Here is a 24,284-nt window from a genome sequence, read left to right on the forward strand (position 1 = left end):
GACCCGACTGACCCGACTGACCCAACTGACCCGACTGACCCAAATCCGACTCCTGACCCAAATCCGACTCCTGACCCAAATCCGACTCCTGACCCTGACCCTACTGACCCTAGCGAATCTCAGGACACCTTGGATGCAACAAATAAAATAAACCAGAATTTAGATGCTATTAATAATAATCTAAATACTGCAACTGAATCTAATAATGAACGTTTAGATCGTGTTGCCCAAGAAATACAAACCTCAAATGAATTATTAGCAGGTCTTAAATCTGACTCACAAAAGGGAAATGATTTACTGGAAGAAATTGAAGAAAATACAGAACCTACTGATTTTACTATTTCAGGCGTAAGAAAAGAGGGAGGTTTGAATGGTATTTTTACTGACGAAGATTTGGCACAAGTTAGCGCTGAGATAGAAGAAAAGAAAACAGAATTTTTAGATTATATCGAACTTGTTAAAAATGAATCGAGTGGTATTTTTGATATTAATCCTAATCTATCTGGGGGTTATGAAGAACGTAACGAAACTATAAAAGGCGTAACTGTAGATTTGGGTTTGTCACGTTTTGCTATTTTTTTTCAAATGCTTGCACCTGCTATTTTATTGATTTCTACCATGTCTGCTTTATATATTATTCTTGGGAGTAATGAACGATGATTAAAAAAACACTATTCCTTATTTTGATTTTTGCACCTTTCGTGGTCTTTGGTGCTGACGAACCTGTCGAAGTTGGGCAAGGTATTCAAGCTGCTGCAACAACAGCTAGTAATTTTATAGAAGATATTTGGGATTTTTTTGATAATGATATACCTAGTTTTTTTCAACGTGCAGTAGCTTACATTTTAGAAAAAGTTGTTTTGTTTAAAATCAACGCTCAAATTGAAGCCGCTAAACTATCTTGGTCTGTTGCAAAAACGATATTAGAAAGCTTTGAAGTAGGTTCACAAATTGCCAATGCTGCAACTGCTTTACCACAAGATGTTCAAGCTGCTTTAGTTGATATGAGGTTATTTGATGGTTTGAATATAATTATTCAAGCTTTTGTGGCTAGATATGTAATGAGGTTTTTTTAATGGCTAGTTCAATTTTTCATGGCGCTCCAGGCTCTTTTAAATCTGCTAGTGCCACGTGGTTTGAAGTGTTGCCAGCCCTTAGAAAAGGTCGTCTCGTTGTCACTAATATTGAGGGTATTTTACCGCTCGAAGAAATAGAAACAGAATTACAAGAGACATTCCCAGAATCAGCACAATTGTGGCGGCTATCTTCACAAAATTCAGAAGGTCAAAGTTTGTGGCGGAATTGGTATCACTGGATGCCAACGGGCGCTTTAGTTTTAATTGATGAAGTGCAAGATGTTTATCCAACCGAGGCAACTTTTAAACCTGAATCTTGTAATTATAAACATATTGATACTTATAAAGATTTGATACCCGATTACTGGTATGAATATCATTACGAGCAACTAGAAAAATTTAAACCTGAAAATTTAACTAGTGGCGATACTGACGACTTAGGCAGGGAGTTATTTAACGAACATGGCTACATTATTTATCCCAAAACACTCAAAGAGTGTTACATGCGACATAGAAAATACAACTGGGACATTATCGTTTGTACCCCCGATATTACCAGCGTCCACAAATATATTAGAAACGTTAGCCAATACGCCTACGCACACAAATATTTCGATGGACTCGCAGCCGTCCCTTACTACAATAGACGACCAAGAATATTCGATCACAACCCAAAACTTGACGGAAAAACTCCAAATAAATCCAGTACCATTGTCTGGAAGAAAATCCCAATCGAAGTACACAAGTGTTACAAGTCGACAGCTACCGGAGGTGTTACAAAAGGACAAGGTAAAAATTTCTTATACAGTCCTGTTTTTGCCTTTCCAGTTGCTGCTATCTTTTTTTGCATATGTTATTGGTTTTGGTATTTTTCCGGTGATGAAACAAATATGGAGCATTTGCAAGAATCCGTTGCTCAAAGCACTGAGAATAATCAGAAAGATATTATTTCTAATACTACTCATGGTTTTGTTTCGGTTCGCAGTAATGAACCTATTCTTTTAGAATTACCTTACAGTCCTAAGGATGTTTTTGTTACTGCTGTTCAAGAGGTTCGAAGAACTAACACAACAACGAGGGAATTTATATTTGAATTTATTACAGATAGGTATGGGGTTTTTAGTATTGATTCATATGAACTAATGGGAATGGGTTTTACTATGAAATATATTAGCCCCTGTAATGTTTTAATAACCCAAGGCGATTTTGAATACCGTGCTTTTTGCACACCCAACCCTTATGACCAGCCAGTCAGTGAAAAACAAGAAACTGCAAACGTTTCTTTATTATCATCTTTATAAGCCGTTTAAAATAATCAGCCAAGCGAAGCCTGAGCGTAGCTGATTATTTAACAGCCTTTCTTTTATCCTGGCATTTGATTGTTGTTACATTATTCATATGCCTGGAATTTGATTTATTTTACATTAACCAAATACCAGGCTAATAATTAGAGGCAATTATGTATAAAAATGAATATTGGGGTGGAGCACGTGAAGGTGCAGGAAGGCCAAAAAAGTTACCAACTAAACCAGTAAGGCTAAATGATTTAGAGCAAGAGCTTATTTCACTTTCTCGTGAACATGATTTGCTTGAGGTTCTTTTAACTTATGCTAAAAAAAATGCTGAATAGATTTTAATGGCGTAGCCATGTAGACCGTACACTAATATTAATTTATCATTGTTGTTTGTCGGTCGTTACCAAGCGAAGCGCAAACCATGCCTTTAGTTACACAAATACCGCGCTTGCGCCCTTGATAAACCAATACGGAATTTAGAGTAATGCAGAAGCTAAGGAAAAACTCCTCCCCCCGTATACTAATAGGGGGGGAGCGAAAATTAACACTTATGCCGATTTTGCATTGAGATTTTTTTAACAGGAGTAAAAATCACAATGTTTAAATCAGAATTCCATAAACAGTTTCTTTCTTTATTTGGTTACGACTACGCTAAAGGAGCTAAGGAATTAGGTGTTAGTGAAAGGCAAGTAAGGCGATATATTAAAGCGGGTAAAGCAAGTTTACCTGTAGAGAAATTAACGGCTATTATTTATCGTGGTTATTTACCTGCTACTGGAGCATGGGCAGACTGTAAAATTTCCGTAGATGATCATACAATGTCTACACCTTGGGGGAAGGTTAATCCCTCTGATGTTCAGTTAGTCCAACGCTACAAATGGTCTGCTAGAAAATCAGAATCTATGTACAAAGCTCTTAAGCAAAACTATAAAACTCAAGATTTATACTTATCCGACTTACAAGACCAATTACTTAATATAATTGGTGAAATTTCTCAAAGGACAGGAAGCTAAATATGGAAATTAATTATATAAAACTTTATTTATCACTAACCTTCGCTGGTTTAACAATTCTTGGAGCTGATGAAGCAATTGGCTTATATAAACTAAAAGTCGCCTCTGATGCCATGGCGGAATCGATGAAACAAGTGAAATTTGAAAGGAAAAGTTCTGAAATAAGATTACAAACGGAGGCTCTTAAAATAAAAAATGAAGCTAATCAGATGATGAAAATTAACAATCAAAAGCGGAATTCTATTAATAATGCAAGAAAAACTAATGATGAAGTTTGTCGTTTTTGGTCTAAAGAATATAGCGAAATTCAATCTGATAGGAATAAAATGATGATGGATAATTCTTGTGAACGTGCAAGAAAAGACTGACCATCTGTCAAGGGTTACAATCAACTTAAACTACTAATATAAAAGGGCTTTTCGCCCTTTTCTTATTAACTACATACCGTAATTTATGGGTGGTAATTGTAGTAGACTTCTATTTCAATTCCTATAATATAATACTAATTAAGTCATCTTATAATTCCTGTAACCATATGAGTCTAATTGATAAAAGTAAAAAGCATCACTTTATATCTCAAGCTGAGCAAAAGTTAAATGCTATTAATCCTTATGCTAGTAATGATTCAAATATGAAAATTTACAGTTTTAGTATTAAAGATAGAAATAATTATGAGTTTTCTCTAGAGAATAAAAAAGGTATAAAGATAAGTAACAACCTAAAAGATATAGATATTTTCAGCTTTGATATTTTGGATAATTCTCTTAGGTATAATTTCGAATCTCTATTTTATAAATACGAATCAAAAATACTACAAAATACAAATTCATTACTTAAAAAGATATCTGAGAATAATAGAAACGTATCTATCGAAATTACAAATATATTTTTTACCAAATTTTTAAACTTCATAAGAAACCCACATTCAATCAGAAAAGTTATAAATACTTTTCCTGATTTGAAATATCTTCAACCTTTAGACCCAATAGAAAATTCAAAGTTTCAGAAAATACTAACAGGTAATCAACCTCATTCAGCATATATCTGTAATTTATATAACATAACTAATAAAGAATATAAGGATTGGCTTTCAATAATTTTTCTTTTACTAAACCCTGTTAATAATACTGGCAGAGTTTTAATTGAAGATGTTGTTAAAGATATGTTCGAAAGTAAAAATAACTTTTTATTCGTTTATGTTTACACTTATTCAGAAAAAACTTGTGCCTTATCTGATCGAGGCTTTAGTGAGCCTATTACTAATAATAATTCTATAAATTTTGATTTCAACTTAAGTTCAAATAGCTTTATTCGTTATATCTTCTCATACATAGACATAGATACTTCAACCTCGAAAGACATTATCGATGTTCATAAGCGTATGAAAAAGACTGTGATATATGATCCAATCTATAATGATTTGAATATGCTGAGAAATTATAATCAGTGTGTTGCTTATCAATGCTTTAATAGGATATATAACTCAGAAAGAGAATGTTATGGTTTAACTATTACCTAATATTATTTTTATTTACCTTGTTATCAAACGCCTCAGCCAATTTTTCAGTTTCACTAAAAACGGTATTCCAATATTTAATACGTGTATCTACATCAAGATCGGTAAAATCATTTCTATCTGGGATTTTTCCGTAAGGTAAGCTTGCTACAAATTCTTTTGATGGGGTGATCATCACTACATTATCGTAATTAAGTGGTGATACTTTACGTTTTAAATTTTTATCGAACCACCCTGCTTTTGGCTCTGAATTAAAATGCGGATATAAAATTAAGCCTGGGTTATTAATTTTTAAATCAAAGTGGTAATCAATTATTCCGCCATCGCGATACATACCTTGCGGCGAGCCTGTAATATTTTTTATGCCTTGCATAACAAGCGGTATTGAACCCGATGCAAGTAATGCATCTTTTAAATTATGTTGAGTAAGCGCTATGTTTTGTGTTTTAAAATTGTAGCTGTCGGTAATTGATAAGTCACTTGTTGCTGGGCCAAATATAAAGCGCTCATACTGTGAGCCTAATAATTTTCGGTTAACGCGGTTTAACATATAACTTTTTGATAAACCCATTAACTGTATTAATTTATTTTCGCTGGCAATAAAGCCATTCGATTTTGCCACTATAAAGTGGGCTTTAAATATGGGGTTATTTATAATTTCAGTTACACCGTTATCGCCAAAAACATCTTCAAGTAATGCGCGCGCTTTTATTGTTATTTCACTTGGTGTTGGTTTATTACTTGAGTATCGGGTTTGCGAATACGATTTTGCTAAGCGCTCAATGGCAGCAACGGAATCGTTTTGTGCAAAACATGCAGAGCGAAAAGCGCCGGCAGATGAGCCAATTAAATTAAGTGGTTGAGTACGATTTTTAAAAAATTCACCAAAAATATATTTATCTAAACCAAATAATGTAAACCATTTAGGACCGCCACTCGCACCCAAAAAAGAGGTAAAAAGTTCAGGTTTAAAACCCTGTTCGTTAATAATTTTAGCCGCTGTTTTCCCTGCGTGAATCTCGATCATCTAAAAAATTGTGCCTTTTATTTTGGTTGCTATAGTTTTTTTACAATATTTAAAGTGAATATTTATGCAAAATAAAAATCGGCTTTATGTTGCCATAAAACCGATTTTTATAGTCAAGTGTGCTTAAAATACGTGAGTTAATCCCAAATGCCGTCTTCGCATTTGCCCTGTACTTTTACATCTTTTACTTTAAATTCGGGATCTAAACCTTTGTCTCTTTGTGCGTGGTAATCGCTGGTAACAGACAAAATAGTTGGCGTTAACAGTATAATAGCGATAACGTTAACGACTGTCATTAACCCTAGGGCAATATCGGCTAAATCCCAGACTTCTTTTAAGGTGGCCGATGCACCCCACAACATCATTGATAAATAAAGCAAAGTGTAAATGCCGCGCCCTACTTTGTTGTCGAGCTTAAATAGGTGCAAGTTACTCTCTGCATAGGCGTAATTTGCCACCACCGATGTAAAAGCAAATAAGGTAATAGCGGCAGCTACAAAATAAACTCCACCTTGTGCTAAATGAGCGGTCATCGCGCTTTGTGTTAAACGAATGCCTTCCATTTCGCCGCTTATGTCTACATCGGCTAATAAAATGATCACCGCAGTACAGCTACACAGTACGATTGTATCGAAAAATACGCCTAACATTTGTATGTAACCTTGCGTTACAGGATGATTAGGAATAGGGCTCGCACTTGCTGATGCATGCGGCACACTACCTGCGCCCGCCTCGTTAGAATATAAACCACGTTGTATACCGTTTTTAATNCCGGCGCCGGCTTCTTGTAAACCGAACGCCGATAAAAATATATCTTTAAGCATTGCGGGTACTTGAGTGAAGTTTATAATAGTAATAATTACGGCTGCGAGTACAAACACAATGCCCATTATTGGTACAACGCGCTCTGCAAACCGGGCAATTGCTTTAAAGCCACCGAGTATAATTGAGCCTGCGAGTACGGTAATAACCAGACCTGAGTAAAATGTAGGAACTTCAAACGCGTAATTAAGTGCGTCGGTAATTGTGTTAGTTTGCATTGCGCTAAACGTAAAGCCGTAACCTAAAAATAAACATGCGGCAAACACAATTGCAAATGCGCGGCTACCTAAACCTTGTTGAATATAATACGCAGGACCGCCTCTAAACTCGCCGCCACTATCGCGCACTTTATATACTTGCCCAAGTACGCTTTCAGCAAAGCCTGTAGCCATACCCAATATGGCTATTACCCACATCCAAAATATAGCGCCACTGCCGCCAAGTGAAATTGCAACCGCTACACCGGCTAAATTACCGGTACCTACCCGCGCACAAAGCCCCGTACAAAGCGCTTGAAATGATGAAATATCATCTTTTTTACATTTGCTACTGCCCTTAAGTAAGCTAAACATGTGCTTAAACTTAAATATTTGGATGCCTTTTAAACGAACAGAAAACCAAATACCGGTAAATAGTAAAATATAAATAAGTACTTGGCCCTCTCCCCACAAAAGGTTATTTACACTTTTTACTACGGTATCGAACATTACTAATCCCTTTTATTTTTATACTTTTACTTTATGTTAGCACCGACTTTAAACTCTGCATGCAGCGTCGTTAAAACGTTTGTTAAACATTAAAACATAATAGCTTTTAAGTTTTAATTTACCTCATAGTGAAGCATGTATTGGTGTTTAATAATCTGTAAGCAAGCACATTTTACATTGAATTTTATTTCTATAAATGTGAATAATAAATCACAACTACACTTTATATTGATTAGTTAAAAAATCAATAATATCTTTTTAAGATTCAGTATTTTGTTTTGCGTGTGCGGGATGTAATAGTTTTTATTTTGATGCAGTAATATTTATATTAGGCGTAATGAGGATTAAGAATGGCAAAAAAATAGCGCATAAAGTTATGCGCTATTTATTAATTATATTTACAATTTGGCTGTTGATTTACAGCTTAGTTATAGCTGTATTGTGTAGCTGCACCATAGTGGTTATTACTGTTAACATGTAAATTTTGCATTGCTAGGTATGAGCGACCTGCATCTAATCCTAACTTGTGGTCAAAGCGTAAGTCGTCATTCGAACTACCTAATAATTTACTATGTAGTTTTTCGTCTGCAAAAATTTGTATTATTTCTACATCACTTGGTGGATTAGCAATAAAATTAAGTTCATCTAAATAAGCTTGCTCGTGTTGTATTAAGTAATCTAATGTTTTTGGGCAGTAACCTGATGCAATGGCAAATGTTCTTAACTTTTGAACCCATGCAGATTGCGCTTGAAAGTTAGCATCTACCGTTCTTATTACTACAATTTTACGTGCACCACGGTTATACGCTTCACGAACTGGTAAAGGTGCTGCTAAACCGCCATCGAGATAAAAGTCACTTTGAGTTTGTTCTTCAACTAAGTGTGTTTCGTTAGCTGCTTTTGCGTTTAACCAAGGTGTTAGTTTTACGCCTTGTTTATACAAAAATGGCAATGCACTTGATGCCTTTAAAAGTTCACGCCATTGCTGGCTTTCGCCTGTTGGCGATAAAAAGTAAGCTTTTCTGTCTCGTGCATTAGTAGCTGTAATAAGTAACTCGCGATCACCTAAACTGGTTTTAGCCGTTTTAAAATCTATGGCTCTGTTTACCTCGGTGGTTTTGTCAAAGTACCAATCTAAATCGACTATGTGTTTACCCACTAATCCTCGACCTAATTGAAAAAACCGTTTATTACGAGACAACCCTCTAATTAAACGCTTTGCATAGCCTTTTTGACGCGCTAAATAGCTAGTTAAATTTTGCGAACCTGCAGAGGTGCCAATAAATAAGTCGAATGGGTCATACTCTTGCTCTAACCAAGCATCAAGTACGCCGGCTGTGAATATCCCTCGCTGCCCACCGCCTTCAGCAATCAGTGCAACTTTTGGCTGCGCTGTTTTGTTAACTGAATTAGCTGTTGCGCTATTTAGAGACTTCACGGTGAACCTACCTTTATTTAATGATGTTTGGTTTAATACATACAGTGTAATAAATAAAAGTAATATCTTAAAATTGATTGTTTAAATCAGTTCGATTGATAAAATAGAACGCTATATGGTCGATAAATTGACTTAATATAAGTTAATTACTCTTTCAAAAGACTGGTTTTTCAATTTTACAGACATCACATAAATCAATTCAATGTATAAAATGAATGTTCTTTATTGATGCCTGCAACCTTAACAAAGACAAGGTGTACGCTTGCTTAACTAACTATATGCTAATGCTTTATTTCCATTAATATTTCGAGGGCACGATGGCGTTTTTCTTCATCAAATAAGTCGTTAGTAAATATAAACTCATCAACTTCGAGTTGTTTTACGATCATTTCTAACTTGTGTTTAATACTTACATGACCGCCGGTTACACTTAAGCTTAAAAAGTTTTCTACATGAGCGCGTTCTTGCTCGCTCCATAAACCATCCATTGTATCTACAGGTGGTTTTAACCACAGCTCTTTGCCTCTAATTAAAGCTAAAACACGTTGCTTTGACGTTGTAGATAAGTGCTGCGCTTCATCGTCAGTGTCTGCTGCCACTAAAGGCAGTGCAAGCATGACGTATGGCTTATCAAGTACGCTTGATGCTTTAAACTCGCGTTTATACAGCGCTATTGCGTCGTGTACAAAGCGCGGTGCAAAATGCCCTGCAAATACATACGGTAACCCTTTTTGTGCTGCAAGTTGCGCACTAAATAAACTTGAACCTAATAACCAAATAGGAACATTGGTGTTCTCGCCAGGAATAGCACGTATAGGATGCGTGCCGTTATAAGGACCTAACAAGGTTTGTAACTCGCTTACTTCTTGGGGAAAGCGTTCTGCACGGCTCATATCGCTATTTAATGCGCGGCTTGTTACTTGGTCGCTGCCTGGTGCTCGCCCTAGTCCTAAATCAATTCTTCCTGGGTATAAACTTTCTAATGTGCCAAATTGTTCAGCAACAACTAAAGGTGAATGGTTTGGTAGCATAATACCGCCCGATCCCACACGTATATTGTTAGTGTTGCCTGCAATATGTCCAACTAAAATAGACGTGGCTGCGCATATAATACCGGGCATATTATGATGCTCAGCGAGCCAAAAACGATTAAAGCCTAATTCATCGGCTCTTTGTGCATACTTGGTAGTTTTATGTAAGGTTTCGGATACCGTTGCCCCTTGAGGCATTGGTGCAAGCTCTAATAAAGAAAAAGGAATATTAGTTAACAAAATAGCAGCTCCTAAAAATGCATACTAATAATATGTTATTAGTATAAAACACTTAAATGGGACTGCTATGAGATCAATTCAAGTTACTTGAGTGTATAAAAGTAAATATGCATATGTTATTTAGCTCTAAGATATTCGAGCCAGTTCAGCATCGCGCTGGCGTAGTTGCTTGTAGCGTTCTGAGTTAAGCCCTTTTTTCCAATATCCCGATGAAACTATGTTACATCGCGGTATAGAAAAGCGTTCATCTAATTGTGTTTTAACTTTACGTACAAGCCCTGCTTCTAATGCCATAAATACAATAGGAGGTTGTTCGCTTATTTCTAAGTTACTTAATGCATTTAGCATGCTTTTGTCGGGAGTGCTGGTAACTAACCAATTTACGTTACGCGTTGTATTTAAACTGATAATGTCTTGCGCTGTGGGTACATGTATAAACGCATCGATGTTGGCGGTTTTTGGCAGTAGTTGTAAATAGGCTTTAATTGCATTTACTGAGGTTAAATCGCCCAATAGTACATAATGACCGTGGTCATAGTTATCAAGCTTTTTAGGTCCAGGACCAGCTATAGCCACCCCGTCGCCTACTTTTACTAATTGCGCCCATTGTGTTGCAGGACCTTGGTGCATATTTATAACAAAATCGAGTGTTATTGCCCCGTTTTCAGGGTCTATGTCTCTAATAGTATACGAACGTATACATGCCGTTTTTATATCTAAATCTATTTTATGATCTTTGGGGATCAACACTTTTACGTAGTTTCCAATATAGCTTGTTGATAAATCTTTAAACTCATCAGAGCCTAGCACTATACGCTGTAAATGCGGTGTAATTTGCTTTGTACTTAACACGTTAGCTTTGCGAATTTGTTTGCTCATGTATTACCTCGTTTTACAAAACTTGGATTTAAATAATAAGCTGCTGAAAGCAGACATTGCACAACGCCCCATTGGTTGATAAAATCAACTATAGCAATTTAATTGATATTGTCAACCATTATGGATTTATTATGAACTCTTCTCTTGCCAATACACTTTTTGTATTAATGCAAAACTACCGTGTAACAATACGTGAAGCCATTAATGCTAGCGAGCTTGATTTAAATGCAATGCATGTGCGTTGCTTGCATATTATTGCTGCTACTAGTAACTGCACAGCAAACGACATTGTGACCAAAACTCAACGCGATAAAGCACAAATAGCACGTTTGGTTAAAGAGCTAATTGCTTTAAATTTAATAAATAAATGCGCGAGTGAGCAAGACAAACGCTGTTTTATTTTATCGTTCACCTCTCAAGGCACAGCACTTTTTGATAAATTACTAAATGCAGAGCAATGTGTTAACGAGCAAATGTGTAAAAATTTAAACCCTCAACAAATCAATGACTTTTTAGACACTGCAAAAAAAATGATCAAAAACATGCAATGATCTTTAATGCATTACTTGGCATAAGTTAAACAAAACGCATATACTGTACACTTATACAGTATATGCGTTTTGGTTGACCTTTATGTTTGTTATTCCTATTTATATAGAAGCCGGTGTATGTGGATTTGAATCTCCCGCTGCACAATATAGCGAGCTTGGTGTATCGCTTGATGAATTATTAATTAAGCACCCTGATGCGACCTTTATTGGGGTTGCTTCTGGCAGCTCTATGCAAGAAGTGGGGATTTTTCAGGGTGACTTATTATTAGTAGACCGTGCAGAGCAAGCTAAAGATGGTGATGTAATTGTTGCTAATTTAAATGGCTTATTTGTATGTAAGTTACTTGATAAAACCAATGCACGGCTTTTATCGGCATCCCCTTTATATAAACCAGTGCAACTTACACCCAGTGATGAGTTTCAGCTTGAAGGCGTGGTTAGTTTATCTATTAGATTACACAGACAAAACCCCGAGTTACTTTCATGTATGCCTTAGTTGATGCGGTGTCTTTTTATGCCAGCGCCGAAAAAGTTTTTGACCCTGCTATTCGTTCTAAACCCGTTGTTGTACTTACAAATAACGATGGGTGTGTATGTGCGGTATGCCCTATTGCAAAACGTTTAAATATTCCTAAATTTGGTCCTTACTTTAAAGTGAAGCATTTGCTTGAGCAAAATAACGTAATTGTTCGCTCTAGTAACTACGAACTATATGCCAATTTAAGCGATAGAATGATGAACGTAATTGCTCGCTTTTGCGATACTCAACACGTGTATAGTATTGACGAATCGTTTTTACATTTTAATGGTTATACACCACTTATAAGTAGTTGGTACGACTACGGTCATATTATAAGGCGTACTGTATGGCGAGAAACCAAGTTACCTGTAGGCGTGGGTTTTGGGGTTACCCCAACGCTTGCAAAAGCAGCTAATCATGCCGCTAAAAAGTTGTCTGGCTTTAATGGAGTTGCTGTTATAGACACAGAGGGATCTAGACACGCTATTTTACAAAGAATGAGTTGCCAAGATGTATGGGGCATAGGTAAACGCTTAGCTAAAAAACTTAAAATAATGAACATACATACGGCATGGCAATTAGCACAGCAAAACCCTAGTGCCATGCGCCGCACTTTTAGTGTAGTAGTAGAGCGTACAGTAAGAGAGCTTAACGGCGAAACATGCTTAAACTGGGATGATGTAAGACAAGATAAACGTGAAATATTTTCGACTCGTAGTTTTGGAGAGCGGATATGCGAGCCCACGGCACTTAAAACAGCGCTTATTAATCACGTAACAATTGTAGGCAGTAAACTGAGGGCACAAAAATCTTTAACAAATCAGCTTTATATATTTGCTGCAAGCTCCTCTCACGAGAACATTTTTTATAAAAAATCGTTTGTGTATAAATTTACTAATCCTACTAACGATACCTGCGTTATGGCAAATGCAATTTCAGAAGTGTTTGGGCAAATATACCAACCGGCAGTGCGCTTTTACAAATGCGGTGTAGGTGCTTTAGAGCTTACTTCGCAGCAATTTCAACAAGATGATTTGTTTAATAAATGCAATGACAATCCACAACTAATGAACTGCCTAGATGCGGTTAATAAACGTTATGGAAAAGGAATGCTTAGCTTAGCAAGCAGTAAGTTAAATGATCGTTGGCATATGAACAGAGCTTTTTTATCACCTCAGTACACAACTCGCTGGCGCGACATACCAAAAATACATTGCGAGTAACGTGAGTAGCCATTAGCCAGCTTAGTAATGCCTATTAGCTTAATTAGCTAATAGAGCAACTTAAATGGCTAATGTTTATTTACTGATATCTGTTTGCTTAAATGTACACTCTACACTTGGTTCACTTAACGTGTATGTAATGACATTATTAGGTAAAAATTTAATACTTTGATTTATTATTTTTTCGTTGGCAAGATTTTCACAACGACTCATTCTTAAACTATTTTCAAGACCATCACTTTTATATTTTAATGAACTCGTAATAAAACAAAAGTTAGGTTTTTTAGTGGTTTGTGTTCCGTTATGTAAAGGTCCAAAAATAATTTCGTTACCTAATTTAAATCCCGCTGAAGCATTTTTTTCATCTTGTAAGCTTAAACGGCTATTAACGCACAAAGCCGAGTTAGCCGACACAACCTCATAAGCACCTAATTTAGTTTTTAAAAGAGGAATAAAACGCGTTTTATTACTTGGCTCACTAAAAGCGTAGGCACTTGTAAATGTAATTGCTAGCAAAGCAAATGTTATATATTTCATTGCGTGTGTGTATCCTCGAGAGTTAATGTGTTAGACAAGCGAAAAATGCTTAGCTACTTAACTTTTTACAACTATAACAGAGATTTACTATAAAAGGAGAGAAGTCGTGCTACAGCGATTAGATACTACAACTAATCATTTTGTTGTTAAGTACGCTATTAAATACGTACCTAAACAACAAAACGATTAAATACAAATCACTGCCAATATTTAGCAAATAATAAAGGATAACTTAACTTTAAAAACTTAGGTTTGTCTTTAAATCGCTTACCTTGAGGCTCGTCGCTTCCTGATGGAATAAACGGCAGTTCGTCATCGTTACGTTCTTCGTATAACAAGCCTGCTATTAAATCGTATTCATCAATATACGGATAAGGTTGTTCATTTAAAAAATAAACAGGTGAGCACTGTGCAATTGAGTCGGCATTGAGTAAGGCGTTTTCGAACACTGTTTTACCGCGCGAAATCAACCAACATCTAAATTCACTAAAGCCATAATCATCGTTACAGCCAGCCATAACAAAGGCTGCGCCAAATAAATCCCACGTAAAACATTTACGCATGCTTATACCAAAATACTTATCAAACTCTATAAGTTGTTGGTCGGTTAAATCTGTTAATTTACTTTTTAAATTGTCGCTTACACTTTGCGGATCAAGCCCTAAATCTGGAGCGGTTACTAAATCCCAAAAAGCATGCTCTGTTAATGCTGCCATTATAAAATCTCTTTCACTCGGCCAACTTGACCATCTTCTAAACGAACTTTAATACCGTGTGGGTGATTAGGCGATTTAGTTAAAAGACGTTCAACAACACCTTCGGTCAATGTACCGCTGCGTTGATCTTCTTTTAATACAATATTTACTGTTGTGCCTGGTGAAATTTGCGAACGCGTAGGAACAGCCATAATTTAAACCCTAAAAATAATTTATCTAATTATAACGTCCATGTGATGTCATACCAACTAAACCGCTGTTAATTGGCTAAAAATGAGATGTGTGCTGGTTTTACATTCAATTTAATACTTGCGAGTTGCTTAAGTATTATATCCGCTAAGTCGCCGAGTTGTGGTTTTGCATTTTCAAGCGCAATTTCGTCGTTAAAGTAGCACATAACTTTTAATGTACTGGCTTCATTATTTAAATCGACCGTATGCGTTAGGTAATCAAAGCCAAATACCGTTTCTTTTATTGTTTCGCACGCAACAGTTAGCGCTAGGCGAATTTGTTTATCTCGTAGTTTTTGAGTTTTAGTCATAAATAATAATGCTACTTATTTGGTATCTGCTTGTTGCTGTTTTTTAAATTCTTCATAATTAGAATCTTGATTATCTAAACATTCATAATATTCTTTGTCTGCTTTGTAATTGCACTCATCAAGGCGCGCCGATTGAACTTCATGAAAGCGGGTTTCAGAGCTACAAGCGGCTAAAACACACAACCCAACAATAAGTAATGCACTATTTTTTAGTTTATTGATAAACATTAACTTCCTTACACTTTCTATATCGAAAAAACGTTAAATTATTACAATGTTATTGTATATTAGCGCCATAAAATCTTATTCCTCACAGGACCCACTATTATGATGTCGCAGTTGCAAAGGTTGTTTCAGCGTATAGACAAAAGCAAGATATTTCAATCATTTGTTATAGCTGTAATAATTGTTTCTGCTTTGACTGTAGGCGCACATACCTACTCACTACATCCAACGGTAGAACTTGCTCTAAATTGGATGGATATAGGCATAACGGCATTCTTTTTGATTGAATTAGCTATTCGCTTTGTTGCAAGTAAAGGTATAAAAGATTTCTTTTCTAAAGGGTGGAATATATTCGACACCATTATAGTGTTAGGTAGTTTATACCCTGCGGCAGGCTCTACCATGTTAATTGCGCGATTACTTCGCATATTTAGAGTATTGCGATTGGTGTCTATGATCCCAGAGCTGCGCTTATTAGTTAATTCATTGTTTAAAGCAATTCCGCAAATGGGTTATATAGCGCTTTTAATGTTTGTTATTTTTTACATTTACGCCGCAATGGGTAGCATGATGTTTGCTGAAATAAACCCCGTGCTTTGGCAAGATGTATCTATATCAATGCTTACATTATTTAGAATAGCCACATTTGAAGATTGGACCGACATAATGTACGAAACAATGGCGGTATATGATTTAAGTTGGATTTACTATTTAACCTTTATATTTTTAACCGCATTTGTATTTTTAAATATGATGGTAGGCGCAATACTTGAAGTAATGAGCGAAGAGCATCGTAATGCCCGAGAAGAGCTTGCAGATAACGAGTCACTCCCTGCAACACAAGGCCAAGTAAGCGAACTACAAGCTCAAATTGCAGAGTTAAAAGAATTATTGAGTAACCCCAAAGAATAATATGCATAACCAATATTAAAACACCCACTTATATTTAAAAGTGGGTGTTTTTAGGGCTAAGCGTCAACTTATAAGTATTACAAAGCCCCCTCATTTCACTCATCATTTGTAGATTCGTTATTCATATCTTCAAAAGATATGACATTATCGACTTTCATTTTAAAGGCATCAAAAAATGCATTTTTCAATACTGAAATAACAGCCTCAATAGTCGACACATCTGCATTGTCGAGCTGACCATTTATAGGAATGCGCGCTGCTACAAGCTTAGATTCATCGTTTTCTAGTATGGTACTTAGCAAATCAACGCTGCCTTCAAATATTGCTGTAAACACCCCATCATCATCTTTTTCTATATCTTCTCGCCAAGAAAAAACACTCAAGTTTTGAACACCCGCTTTTACATAGCCATTTAAATTATTATTTTTAGCCACCAATTCCATAGCGCCATCAATGCCACCCGCTTCAATATCAAACGGTGTATACACTTTAAATACAGTATCGAGGTTTTTAACTGAAAAACGCTGCACCTCTGCATTTAAGTCAAAATTAGCCTGTTTACTAAAGGGATCAAGTTTGCCATTAAGTTTTAAGGCTGCCTCGCCCATTAATGCTCCCTCAACCTTTAAAGTTGTTACAAGTGTTTTTGATAAGTTTTCAGCATTAGTAATATTTTTAATTTCGGCATTAATATTTGATATAAAAGTTGGTTTTTCACCGCTGTTAGTTGAATTAACTAAGGTTAACTTTCCTTGCTTTATAGTTAGTGTATCGATAGAAAACAACACTAAATTATTAGCAAGCCCTACCCATGTTGTTTCGTCTTTTACTTGTTTATTTTGCTCTACTGTACTTGGGTCTTTATCGTAAATAACGATTTCAGGGCGCATAAACGCCATGTTTGTTACTAAATTACCTTTAAAAAGCGCCGACCATGCAAGTGAAAAATCGAGTGTTTGTACTGCAAGTAATGGTTTTGGGGATGAGGTTGCATTAACAGCATAAATTTCTACATCATCAATGGCATAAGCCCCTCGATATAGAAATAAATCTACGTCACCTACATGACCAGTAATCCCTTGAGTATGTTTTAGCTGATAATTTACATACTGTTGTACCCCGTAAGGAGCCGCTATTCTGGCAATAACAAGCAGTAATATAACTACCACTATAGAATTAAACCATTTACTGTGTGATACGTTAGAAAAAGATCTCATTGTAATTTCCTTTACCTAAAACCTTACAAATGAGTATTTTAAATATGTAAAAACTACGCAAAATTGTAATTAAACTGCGTACATCGGTTTAAAATACTCAGTTATTTGAGTCTGTTGTAATTAAAGTGGCTAATTTAGGTAATAAAGCAAAGGCTGTACCAGTTTATAAATACGTAAATATAAATAAACGATAAAGTTGATATCAGTGTGATTATGCTGGTGGGATAATACGAATCGAAGCAATGCACCGTGTTTATAATAAGCACTGACGGGCAATTTCACTCTACTCTAACAAGCACAGTGACTTAAACGACAAAGCCTTACTACAAGAGCAAATCTATGTAGCAAGGCTTAATTGAGTATAAAGTTGTTACTGCCTTTAATTTACGTATCTTTAATCTATGAGTTCGAGTGCTTGATCAAACTTAACCGGTTTACTAAATAAAAAGCCTTGGTACTTATCAATATGTAGACTTTCTAACACTGTTAACTGAGCTGTGTTTTCTACGCCTTCAGCTATAACTTGGCAACCTATCATATGCGACATTTTAGTTACCGCAGATACAATGCTTTTATCTTTTGAGCACTCACAAATATTATCAATGTAAGATTTATCTATTTTAATGTAATCAACAGATAGCTCTTTTAAAACCGATATAGAAGAAAACCCAGTACCAAAATCATCGATAGAAATACGCACACCGGTATTTTTTATCTCGGTAATCACTTTTGATAAATACGGTAAGTTTTTGATCATTACTGTTTCAGTTATTTCTAAATGAACATTGTTTGGTTGAACAGCGTACGTATTTAGTAAACCGACTAGGAGCTCTAAAAAGTTATGGTTTTCAAGCTGCAATACCGACACATTTATTGATAATCCAATATTACTATTTACTGCATTTAACTTACTTAAACTCGCAATAGCTTGTTCGAGTACAAACTCACCCAATAAATTAATTTTTCCATATCGCTCTGCAATATCAATAAATTCTGACGGTGGAATAAATTCATCATTAAACTGCCATCGAAGCAGCACTTCAAACGTGGTAATTTCATTTTTGGTTATATCAACAATGGGTTGATAACAAAGATGAAAATCACCTTTTTCTACGCATTCTTTAATTGAGCTACGAAGCACTTCTTCTCGTTTAAGGGATTCATGCATTCGCTCGTCAAATACAGATATTTCATTACGACTTTTTTTACCTTCATACATAGCAACATCAGCGTACTTAATTGCTTGCGATAAATCAAAGTCTTCTCGAGTAAAATATAACCCAACTTTAAAAGAGGGTTTTACTTGGTAATTATCCATAATAACAGGCTGCGTTAGCATATCGACTAGTCTGGATACACATTCAAATAACTCTTTTTGTGTATGATTACGTGAATAAAAGATAAATTCATCTCCGCCCCATCGACACACAATAAAATCATTCTTTTTCTCTGAATTAACTAATCGACGACCGGTTTCTGCAAGTACAAAATCACCAAACTCATGACCAAATTTATCATTAATGACTTTAAAATCATCCATGTCTAAAAACAAAACAGCTTTAAGGTCGTTATTTTTATTGGCTAAATCGAGTTCAACATTAGAAACAAAGCTACCACGGTTAAATAACTTAGTGAGGTTATCTTTTTGTTCTAAAAGAATGACTTGCTCTGTACGAAGTTGCACTTCTTTTTCTAGATTTTCAATAAATTCATCTAACTTAAGTTCGTTATTAATTGATGACTTTACGTCTTTTGCGGTACGCGTTGCAGTAACAAAACACAAAATAAACCATAGCACGAGGCCCAAAACGCCTAAAATATTTTCATCGCTAATAGGCTGTAACAACAATAAAATACTAAAAGGGACAAGCAAACACGTTATGTAGGATATAGAAGAACGAATATCTGATGCTAATACATTAACGCCGCCACCAGCAAGAGAGCTAAATACAACAAGAGATACAAACTTTTCTTGCATCGGCATTTGTTCAAAAAATAAAATAGGAAAAGCAGCCCACGTAATACCGGTGAGCAATACGCCAAAAAAGTAGAGGTTATATTTTATATTATTGTTATTACTAACATAAACATGGTTTGCGATACGCAGTAACGATATGAACGTTAACGTAAAAAACCAATTAAGCTTTCCTTGAGAAAAACTGTGGTTTATACCACTAAAAACAACAAAACAAGACACGATAGTATTTATAATAATTGCAGAATTAAAATATGAGCCAACAAAAGCTAAACGCTTGTTAATAAAGTTATTTGTGTTTATTGTCATTAGTTTTACTTAAATAGCGATTTTAAGGACGATAGTTTACTTAAATTAAATTATTAAAAATAGCTCTACGAAGGTTTAACACTAAATATTCATCTAGTATTTCTTCGTATGTATAAATTAACATATTAAACTGTATGCTTTTAAAGCAAGTTTATTTAAAAATTACAACTTTGAAATAAACCTATAACCATTATAGAAATAAATACCTATAAAGCTAAAAAACAAATCAATAAAAGGGCGAGAACGATAATGAAGAAATTCTTATATGCAATTCTAATAACGCAACTAACGTACTTTATTTAAAAGTAAAATAGCCCTTTTATAAAATGAATAACATAAACAAGTAAAACAAAAAAGGGCTGACAAATTGCCAACCCTTTTTAAAATAATAACTAAACTTGTTTATTTATCATCAACAATTATGCGGAGCATACGACGAAGTGGCTCTGCCGCTCCCCATAAAAGCTGATCGCCTACTGTAAATGCGCTAATGTATTTTGGTCCCATCGCAAGTTTACGGATACGACCAACAGGAATACTTAAAGTACCTGTTACTTTAACTGGCGTTAAATCTGTTGCGCTAATTTCGCGCTCATTTGGAATTACTTTTACCCATTCATTATGAGACGCTAAAATTTCTTCAATTTTTTCTACGCTAATATCTTCACGTAATTTAATGGTCATCGCTTGTGAATGACAACGCATTGCTCCAATACGTACACATAAACCGTCAATAGGCACGGGTTGCTTTGAAGAACCTAAAATTTTATTAGCTTCTACTTGCGCTTTCCATTCTTCTTTAGATTGACCACTTGGCATAGGCACGTCAATCCACGGAATTAAACTACCGGCAAGTGGCACACCAAACTGATCTTGTGGTAAATCGCTTGACGCCATTGTTTCGCTCACTATTTTATCAATCTCTAAAATAGCTGAACTTGGATTATCAATTTTGTCGGCAACACTTGCATGAATAGCGCCCATTTGTGCAATAAGCTCTTTCATATTACGCGCACCTGCGCCTGATGCAGCTTGGTAAGTCATTGGGCTTACCCACTCAATTAGGTCTTGCTCAAACAAGCCGCCTAAAGCAAGTAGCATTAGTGATACTGTACAGTTACCGCCCACAAATGTTTTAACGCCTTGCGCTAAGCCTTGTTCAATAACATCTTTATTTACGGGATCCAGTACAATTATGCTGTCCTGAACCATACGCAGTGCAGAAGCTGCATCAATCCAGTAACCATCCCAACCCGACTCTCTAAGTTTTGGGTATACCGCATTGGTGTAATCGCCGCCTTGGCAAGTAACAATAATATCCATTTTAGCAAGTTCGCTAATGTCGCTTGCATCAAGTAATGGTTTTGCATCGCCTGCTATATCTGGACCTAATTGACCCGCTTGTGAGGTGGTGAAAAAGGTGGTGTCGATATGGGCAAAATCATTTTGTTGCTGCATACGTTCTAATAACACAGAGCCAACCATGCCACGCCAACCGACTAATCCTACTTTTTTCATTGTTTTTTCCACTGTTTGATTCATAAAAGATGCCTTAATACATTAAAAATTAAATTCATTGCGTGAGATTTAATTTTCATTAACGTCAAAATAACACCACCAGCGCGCTAAAACTAGTGAATAAAGTAGAACTCAAATTTTTTTCATAGTCATAAAAAACCCTGTATTAAATACAGGGTTAACGGTGGGTTTATTCATCCCTTACGAGGGGTATTACATTAAAGTAAACGCTTAAAACTCATAACTGTAACTTAAGTCAAAGGTAATGCCCTGCTCTTTAGAGCGAACAATAATATCTGATTGCGTGACTTTTTGATCTTCATCTAATAAGTTTTTAACTTTAAATTTAACCTTAGAATTAAAGTCAGGATAAAAAGTATAAACTAAATCAAGTGAATGAAATGGCTGCTCATAGGCATCATCACGATTAGCCACTCCAGCGGCTAATATGCGCTCACCAAATACGTTATAAACTAGTGAGCTACTGTGCATACCATCAAGTGAATCGTAATTAAGTTGTAAGTTAACTACGTATTGAGAGTGACCTGTCATACGCTTTTTAGGATTAGTTAGCGTGCCAGCAAGTGCAGGATCGATAGACGCCTCAGAATCACTTATCGTAATGTTACCACTGGTAAATAAGCCTTCTGCAGCAAACGTTAGGTCCTGAAGCCATTCAGCCTCAATACCGTAAACCTCAGCAGTTTCGCCATTAATAAATGACGCAGAGTAATCTTCATCACCAATATTTAGCACAGTTTCGATAGGCGCCGTTATATCTTTATAAAAGGCAGCTACACTAAATGAATTACCTGCTTGCCCGTAATATTCATAACGTAAGTCGTAGTTTTTAATTGGGCTACTTTTTATGCCTGTACGACCAAATGTTCTGATATCAGTTAACGGATCGTAATAAGTTACCGGTACAACTTCACGAAAGTCAGGTCGAACAACCGTTTCGCCATAACCTAAACGAATTTGATAATTGTCACTGCCTACGTAAGTAACTGACAATGCAGGATACCAATCATCTGTGACGATAGAACCTGCTTCAATTTTTTCAGGATCGTAAAAAGTATTTAAGTCTTGCTGATCAAAAATAAGACTCGATGTACCAATTGATGTTTGCTTAAACTCTTCATAACGAATACCACCACTGACTCTTATCCATTGATCGTAAAAAAAATCAAATGACACATAACCGGCATCAACCTTTTGAGCGGCAATATAATCGTCGGCATCAGGCGCTGTTGGCTCATTAAAATCAACTAAAATAGCGTTATTATTAATAAATTCGTCTGTTAAAAAACCACTGTTATTAAGTGGATCAGTGCTTCCATCATTAATAGAAATACCAGAGCCTGCACTATTGTTAATAGCAAAGCTTGAGGTATTAAATAGTCGCGCCCTATCAGAAAAATCGTAACCAACCTTAAACTCAATTTCCATCGCGTGAAAAGACAGTGGCAAGGTAAGATTACCGCCGTAGGACTTAACGCGCTCTTGCATATTTGTGTACGACATAATTACGCGGTTATCATCGCCGGTAATAGTAGAACCCGCATAGCTGCCATCGTTATTATAACTATCACGAAATTCAAAATCTGCACTAGTAGGGATATCTGTCGTTGCTTTAGCTTCAGTGTATTGCCAGTCGGCACCTATTCCCATGTAATCTAAAAAGGTATGTTGTCCAATAAATTGTGTAATGTTTAATTGGCGCTCTTCGTAATTAAACGCATGGTTACGATTTGCAACGCCATCGCCTGCAATACTAAACGTAGAGCTACCTGCAGGGCTTTGCGAAATAGCAATTTCTGATTCGTCTTCATTATCGATAATATAAAGCTGTTGAGCTGAAATACTATGTGTACCAAGCGAATAAGAAAGGCTAAGCGATCCGTTATAACTTTGCGTTTCAGTGGTTACTTGTGAATTTTTGACTGTGTTGTAGCACGAGTTAGATACATCATCTGCTGTGGCAAGCGATGTTGTACAATCAATTGAACCATCCTGATTTTCAAGATCTTGAGTAATTACAGAGCTAAAACGCTCTTCAAAATCCCACTCATTTTTATATGCGCCAGCGAGTAAAAAGCCAAATTTCCCGCCAAAGTAAGACTCTTCAAAGCTGTCGCCATAATGCGCTTTAATATTATAACGAGGATCTAATGACTCATCTTTTAGCTCATACCCACGTGGTAGTGACTTTAACAATGCATTGTTAATCGCTGTCGCTTGCTCAGCGCGGGTTTGCTCACCATCAACAAAACCTTCACGACTTACTATATTACCAATACCAAAGTTACCTCGGTATTGAGAAATCGCATTGTTTAAAGCCTCTGGGATGCCCTCTTCATTACGATTATACGTAAATCCATCGCCTGATGCCGTATCGTATCCTACGCCTACTTCAAATCCTGCAGTAAATTCACTGGGCGCTGTTTTAGTTCTTATATCAATATTACCGCCACCAAACGCAGCGGGCATATCTGGCGAATACGCTTTTTGAACNCTCTCAATAATACTGGCAGGAAATATATCTAGTGGGATTACATTACGTGTTAAATCAGGGCTTGGAATATAAGCACCATTTAATCGGGCACTTGAATAACGCTCACCTAAGCCACGTACGTAAATAAACTTGCCATCTACTAACGTCAAGCCTGTTACTCGTCGTAGTGCAGATGCAGCATCGCTATCGCCTGTACGTGCTAATTGTTCAGAACCTAAAATATCGGCAACAAACGCTTGGTTTTTACGCTCTTCAACAACAGCGGCTGCGCTGCCTTGTAAGCGCGTACCTACAGCAACAACTTCTTCTATTTCTTGTGAATTAGTAAACTGTTCATCCGATTGGGCGGCAATAAGGCTTGTAGACTGTGCAACTAAACCTAAGCCAATTGCCCAAGTAATTTGATTGAGTCTATGTTTTTTAGACATGAGATAATCCTAATCAGGTTATACAAAAGAGGCGCCTGACGCTTAATATACAA

At 36.1% G+C, this 24,284-nt stretch carries 25 protein-coding genes; 11 read left to right on the forward strand and 14 right to left on the reverse strand.

Annotated features, from left to right (window positions below; all coding sequences use genetic code 11):
• The 7 genes from L647_RS1000000125975 to L647_RS0103190 all read left to right on the forward strand — a co-directional run.
• Window positions 1-660, forward strand: a 660-nt coding sequence (locus L647_RS1000000125975) for a hypothetical protein (RefSeq protein ID WP_024609901.1), incomplete at its 5' end; no start/stop codon positions are given.
• Window positions 657-1,076, forward strand: coding sequence for a DUF2523 family protein (locus L647_RS0103165; RefSeq protein WP_024609902.1), 420 nt, complete (start codon window positions 657-659; stop codon window positions 1,074-1,076). The genes L647_RS1000000125975 and L647_RS0103165, both read left to right, overlap by 4 nt.
• Window positions 1,076-2,377: a zonular occludens toxin domain-containing protein gene (locus tag L647_RS0103170; RefSeq protein ID WP_024609903.1), complete on the forward strand. Its 1,302-nt coding sequence runs from the start codon at window positions 1,076-1,078 to the stop codon at window positions 2,375-2,377. The genes L647_RS0103165 and L647_RS0103170 overlap by 1 nt, the downstream gene beginning before the upstream one ends.
• A gap of 158 nt (window positions 2,378-2,535) precedes the next feature.
• On the forward strand, window positions 2,536-2,706 hold the full coding sequence (locus L647_RS1000000125980; protein WP_158001059.1) for a hypothetical protein: 171 nt from the start codon (window positions 2,536-2,538) through the stop codon (window positions 2,704-2,706).
• A gap of 261 nt (window positions 2,707-2,967) precedes the next feature.
• On the forward strand, window positions 2,968-3,384 hold the full coding sequence (locus L647_RS0103180) for a hypothetical protein (RefSeq protein ID WP_024609904.1): 417 nt from the start codon (window positions 2,968-2,970) through the stop codon (window positions 3,382-3,384).
• Window positions 3,385-3,386: 2 nt separating this feature from the next.
• Window positions 3,387-3,752, forward strand: a complete 366-nt coding sequence (locus L647_RS0103185) for a hypothetical protein (protein ID WP_024609905.1) — start codon at window positions 3,387-3,389, stop codon at window positions 3,750-3,752.
• A 167-nt stretch (window positions 3,753-3,919) separates the two neighbouring features.
• Window positions 3,920-4,903 (forward strand): hypothetical protein, encoded by a 984-nt coding sequence (locus L647_RS0103190; RefSeq protein ID WP_024609906.1) that lies wholly within the window; start codon window positions 3,920-3,922, stop codon window positions 4,901-4,903.
• Here L647_RS0103190 and L647_RS0103195 read toward each other — a convergent pair.
• The 5 genes from L647_RS0103195 to L647_RS0103215 all read right to left on the reverse strand — a co-directional run bounded on the left by L647_RS0103195 (window position 4,896) and on the right by L647_RS0103215 (window position 11,044).
• Window positions 4,896-5,927, reverse strand: a complete 1,032-nt coding sequence (locus L647_RS0103195; RefSeq protein ID WP_024609907.1) for a patatin-like phospholipase family protein — start codon at window positions 5,925-5,927, stop codon at window positions 4,896-4,898. The genes L647_RS0103190 and L647_RS0103195 overlap by 8 nt on opposite strands.
• A gap of 137 nt (window positions 5,928-6,064) precedes the next feature.
• Window positions 6,065-7,456: an alanine/glycine:cation symporter family protein gene (locus L647_RS0103200; protein WP_024609908.1), complete on the reverse strand. Its 1,392-nt coding sequence runs from the start codon at window positions 7,454-7,456 to the stop codon at window positions 6,065-6,067.
• A 424-nt stretch (window positions 7,457-7,880) separates the two neighbouring features.
• A complete protein-coding gene (locus tag L647_RS0103205; protein ID WP_024609909.1) occupies window positions 7,881-8,894 on the reverse strand; it encodes a patatin family protein in 1,014 nt (337 codons plus the stop codon).
• A 281-nt stretch (window positions 8,895-9,175) separates the two neighbouring features.
• Window positions 9,176-10,165, reverse strand: coding sequence for an LLM class flavin-dependent oxidoreductase (locus L647_RS0103210; protein ID WP_024609910.1), 990 nt, complete (start codon window positions 10,163-10,165; stop codon window positions 9,176-9,178).
• A 126-nt stretch (window positions 10,166-10,291) separates the two neighbouring features.
• Window positions 10,292-11,044 carry a siderophore-interacting protein gene (locus L647_RS0103215; protein ID WP_024609911.1) on the reverse strand — a complete coding sequence of 251 codons (753 nt, stop codon included), beginning with the start codon at window positions 11,042-11,044 and terminating at the stop codon, window positions 10,292-10,294.
• Between the two features lie 131 nt (window positions 11,045-11,175).
• Here L647_RS0103215 and L647_RS0103220 point away from each other — a divergent pair, with 131 nt between their 5' ends.
• The 3 genes from L647_RS0103220 to L647_RS0103230 all read left to right on the forward strand — a co-directional run bounded on the left by L647_RS0103220 (window position 11,176) and on the right by L647_RS0103230 (window position 13,338).
• A complete protein-coding gene (locus L647_RS0103220; RefSeq protein WP_024609912.1) occupies window positions 11,176-11,595 on the forward strand; it encodes a MarR family winged helix-turn-helix transcriptional regulator in 420 nt (139 codons plus the stop codon).
• Window positions 11,596-11,677: 82 nt separating this feature from the next.
• Window positions 11,678-12,091 (forward strand): S24 family peptidase, encoded by a 414-nt coding sequence (locus L647_RS0103225; RefSeq protein WP_024609913.1) that lies wholly within the window; start codon window positions 11,678-11,680, stop codon window positions 12,089-12,091.
• On the forward strand, window positions 12,079-13,338 hold the full coding sequence (locus tag L647_RS0103230; protein ID WP_024609914.1) for a Y-family DNA polymerase: 1,260 nt from the start codon (window positions 12,079-12,081) through the stop codon (window positions 13,336-13,338). Before L647_RS0103225 ends, L647_RS0103230 begins: the two co-directional genes overlap by 13 nt.
• A gap of 75 nt (window positions 13,339-13,413) precedes the next feature.
• Here the strand turns inward: L647_RS0103230 and L647_RS0103235 are convergent, their stop codons facing one another.
• The 5 genes from L647_RS0103235 to L647_RS0103255 all read right to left on the reverse strand — a co-directional run bounded on the left by L647_RS0103235 (window position 13,414) and on the right by L647_RS0103255 (window position 15,360).
• The gene (locus L647_RS0103235) at window positions 13,414-13,875 is read right to left on the reverse strand and encodes a hypothetical protein (protein ID WP_024609915.1); all 462 of its coding nucleotides are present in this window, start codon (window positions 13,873-13,875) and stop codon (window positions 13,414-13,416) included.
• Window positions 13,876-14,072: 197 nt separating this feature from the next.
• Window positions 14,073-14,591 carry a DUF4240 domain-containing protein gene (locus L647_RS0103240; RefSeq protein ID WP_024609916.1) on the reverse strand — a complete coding sequence of 173 codons (519 nt, stop codon included), beginning with the start codon at window positions 14,589-14,591 and terminating at the stop codon, window positions 14,073-14,075.
• The gene (locus tag L647_RS0103245; protein WP_007583223.1) at window positions 14,591-14,782 is read right to left on the reverse strand and encodes a YwbE family protein; all 192 of its coding nucleotides are present in this window, start codon (window positions 14,780-14,782) and stop codon (window positions 14,591-14,593) included. Before L647_RS0103245 ends, L647_RS0103240 begins: the two co-directional genes overlap by 1 nt.
• A 68-nt stretch (window positions 14,783-14,850) precedes the next feature.
• Window positions 14,851-15,132: a hypothetical protein gene (locus L647_RS0103250; RefSeq protein ID WP_024609917.1), complete on the reverse strand. Its 282-nt coding sequence runs from the start codon at window positions 15,130-15,132 to the stop codon at window positions 14,851-14,853.
• Window positions 15,133-15,147: 15 nt separating this feature from the next.
• Complete coding sequence (locus L647_RS0103255; RefSeq protein ID WP_024609918.1) at window positions 15,148-15,360, reverse strand: hypothetical protein; 213 nt, start codon at window positions 15,358-15,360, stop codon at window positions 15,148-15,150.
• A gap of 99 nt (window positions 15,361-15,459) precedes the next feature.
• Here L647_RS0103255 and L647_RS0103260 point away from each other — a divergent pair, with 99 nt between their 5' ends.
• Window positions 15,460-16,269, forward strand: coding sequence for an ion transporter (locus L647_RS0103260; protein WP_024609919.1), 810 nt, complete (start codon window positions 15,460-15,462; stop codon window positions 16,267-16,269).
• A 95-nt stretch (window positions 16,270-16,364) separates the two neighbouring features.
• Here the strand turns inward: L647_RS0103260 and L647_RS0103265 are convergent, their stop codons facing one another.
• The 4 genes from L647_RS0103265 to L647_RS0103280 form a co-directional block, all read right to left on the reverse strand.
• Entirely contained in the window at window positions 16,365-17,486 is a 1,122-nt protein-coding gene (locus L647_RS0103265) for a DUF748 domain-containing protein (RefSeq protein ID WP_024609920.1), read from the reverse strand.
• Between the two features lie 394 nt (window positions 17,487-17,880).
• Window positions 17,881-19,770 carry a bifunctional diguanylate cyclase/phosphodiesterase gene (locus L647_RS0103270; RefSeq protein ID WP_024609921.1) on the reverse strand — a complete coding sequence of 630 codons (1,890 nt, stop codon included), beginning with the start codon at window positions 19,768-19,770 and terminating at the stop codon, window positions 17,881-17,883.
• Between the two features lie 402 nt (window positions 19,771-20,172).
• Window positions 20,173-21,312, reverse strand: a complete 1,140-nt coding sequence (gene asd / locus L647_RS0103275) for an aspartate-semialdehyde dehydrogenase (RefSeq protein WP_024609922.1) — start codon at window positions 21,310-21,312, stop codon at window positions 20,173-20,175.
• A 207-nt stretch (window positions 21,313-21,519) separates the two neighbouring features.
• Window positions 21,520-24,231, reverse strand: coding sequence for a TonB-dependent receptor (locus L647_RS0103280; protein ID WP_024609923.1), 2,712 nt, complete (start codon window positions 24,229-24,231; stop codon window positions 21,520-21,522).
• Window positions 24,232-24,284 lie beyond the last annotated feature (53 nt).

Origin of the sequence: Pseudoalteromonas sp. TB64, assembly GCF_000498095.1 — a bacterium.
GTDB lineage: Bacteria > Pseudomonadota > Gammaproteobacteria > Enterobacterales > Alteromonadaceae > Pseudoalteromonas.

What these genes read in the sequence shown, in the direction of transcription:
- L647_RS0103185 (WP_024609905.1), top strand. Translation starts at nt 3,387, where the DNA reads ATGGAAATTAATTATATAAAACTTTATTTATCACTAACCTTCGCTGGT.
- L647_RS0103220 (WP_024609912.1), top strand. Translation starts at nt 11,176, where the DNA reads ATGAACTCTTCTCTTGCCAATACACTTTTTGTATTAATGCAAAACTAC.
- L647_RS0103170 (WP_024609903.1), top strand. Translation starts at nt 1,076, where the DNA reads ATGGCTAGTTCAATTTTTCATGGCGCTCCAGGCTCTTTTAAATCTGCT.
- L647_RS0103235 (WP_024609915.1), bottom strand. Translation starts at nt 13,875, where the DNA reads ATGAAATATATAACATTTGCTTTGCTAGCAATTACATTTACAAGTGCC.
- L647_RS0103190 (WP_024609906.1), top strand. Translation starts at nt 3,920, where the DNA reads ATGAGTCTAATTGATAAAAGTAAAAAGCATCACTTTATATCTCAAGCT.
- L647_RS1000000125980 (WP_158001059.1), top strand. Translation starts at nt 2,536, where the DNA reads ATGTATAAAAATGAATATTGGGGTGGAGCACGTGAAGGTGCAGGAAGG.
- L647_RS0103230 (WP_024609914.1), top strand. Translation starts at nt 12,079, where the DNA reads ATGTATGCCTTAGTTGATGCGGTGTCTTTTTATGCCAGCGCCGAAAAA.
- L647_RS0103195 (WP_024609907.1), bottom strand. Translation starts at nt 5,927, where the DNA reads ATGATCGAGATTCACGCAGGGAAAACAGCGGCTAAAATTATTAACGAA.
- L647_RS0103255 (WP_024609918.1), bottom strand. Translation starts at nt 15,360, where the DNA reads ATGTTTATCAATAAACTAAAAAATAGTGCATTACTTATTGTTGGGTTG.
- L647_RS0103215 (WP_024609911.1), bottom strand. Translation starts at nt 11,044, where the DNA reads ATGAGCAAACAAATTCGCAAAGCTAACGTGTTAAGTACAAAGCAAATT.
- L647_RS0103180 (WP_024609904.1), top strand. Translation starts at nt 2,968, where the DNA reads ATGTTTAAATCAGAATTCCATAAACAGTTTCTTTCTTTATTTGGTTAC.
- L647_RS0103250 (WP_024609917.1), bottom strand. Translation starts at nt 15,132, where the DNA reads ATGACTAAAACTCAAAAACTACGAGATAAACAAATTCGCCTAGCGCTA.
- asd (WP_024609922.1), bottom strand. Translation starts at nt 21,312, where the DNA reads ATGAATCAAACAGTGGAAAAAACAATGAAAAAAGTAGGATTAGTCGGT.
- L647_RS0103245 (WP_007583223.1), bottom strand. Translation starts at nt 14,782, where the DNA reads ATGGCTGTTCCTACGCGTTCGCAAATTTCACCAGGCACAACAGTAAAT.
- L647_RS0103165 (WP_024609902.1), top strand. Translation starts at nt 657, where the DNA reads ATGATTAAAAAAACACTATTCCTTATTTTGATTTTTGCACCTTTCGTG.
- L647_RS0103225 (WP_024609913.1), top strand. Translation starts at nt 11,678, where the DNA reads ATGTTTGTTATTCCTATTTATATAGAAGCCGGTGTATGTGGATTTGAA.
- L647_RS0103270 (WP_024609921.1), bottom strand. Translation starts at nt 19,770, where the DNA reads ATGACAATAAACACAAATAACTTTATTAACAAGCGTTTAGCTTTTGTT.
- L647_RS0103265 (WP_024609920.1), bottom strand. Translation starts at nt 17,486, where the DNA reads ATGAGATCTTTTTCTAACGTATCACACAGTAAATGGTTTAATTCTATA.
- L647_RS0103260 (WP_024609919.1), top strand. Translation starts at nt 15,460, where the DNA reads ATGATGTCGCAGTTGCAAAGGTTGTTTCAGCGTATAGACAAAAGCAAG.
- L647_RS0103240 (WP_024609916.1), bottom strand. Translation starts at nt 14,591, where the DNA reads ATGGCAGCATTAACAGAGCATGCTTTTTGGGATTTAGTAACCGCTCCA.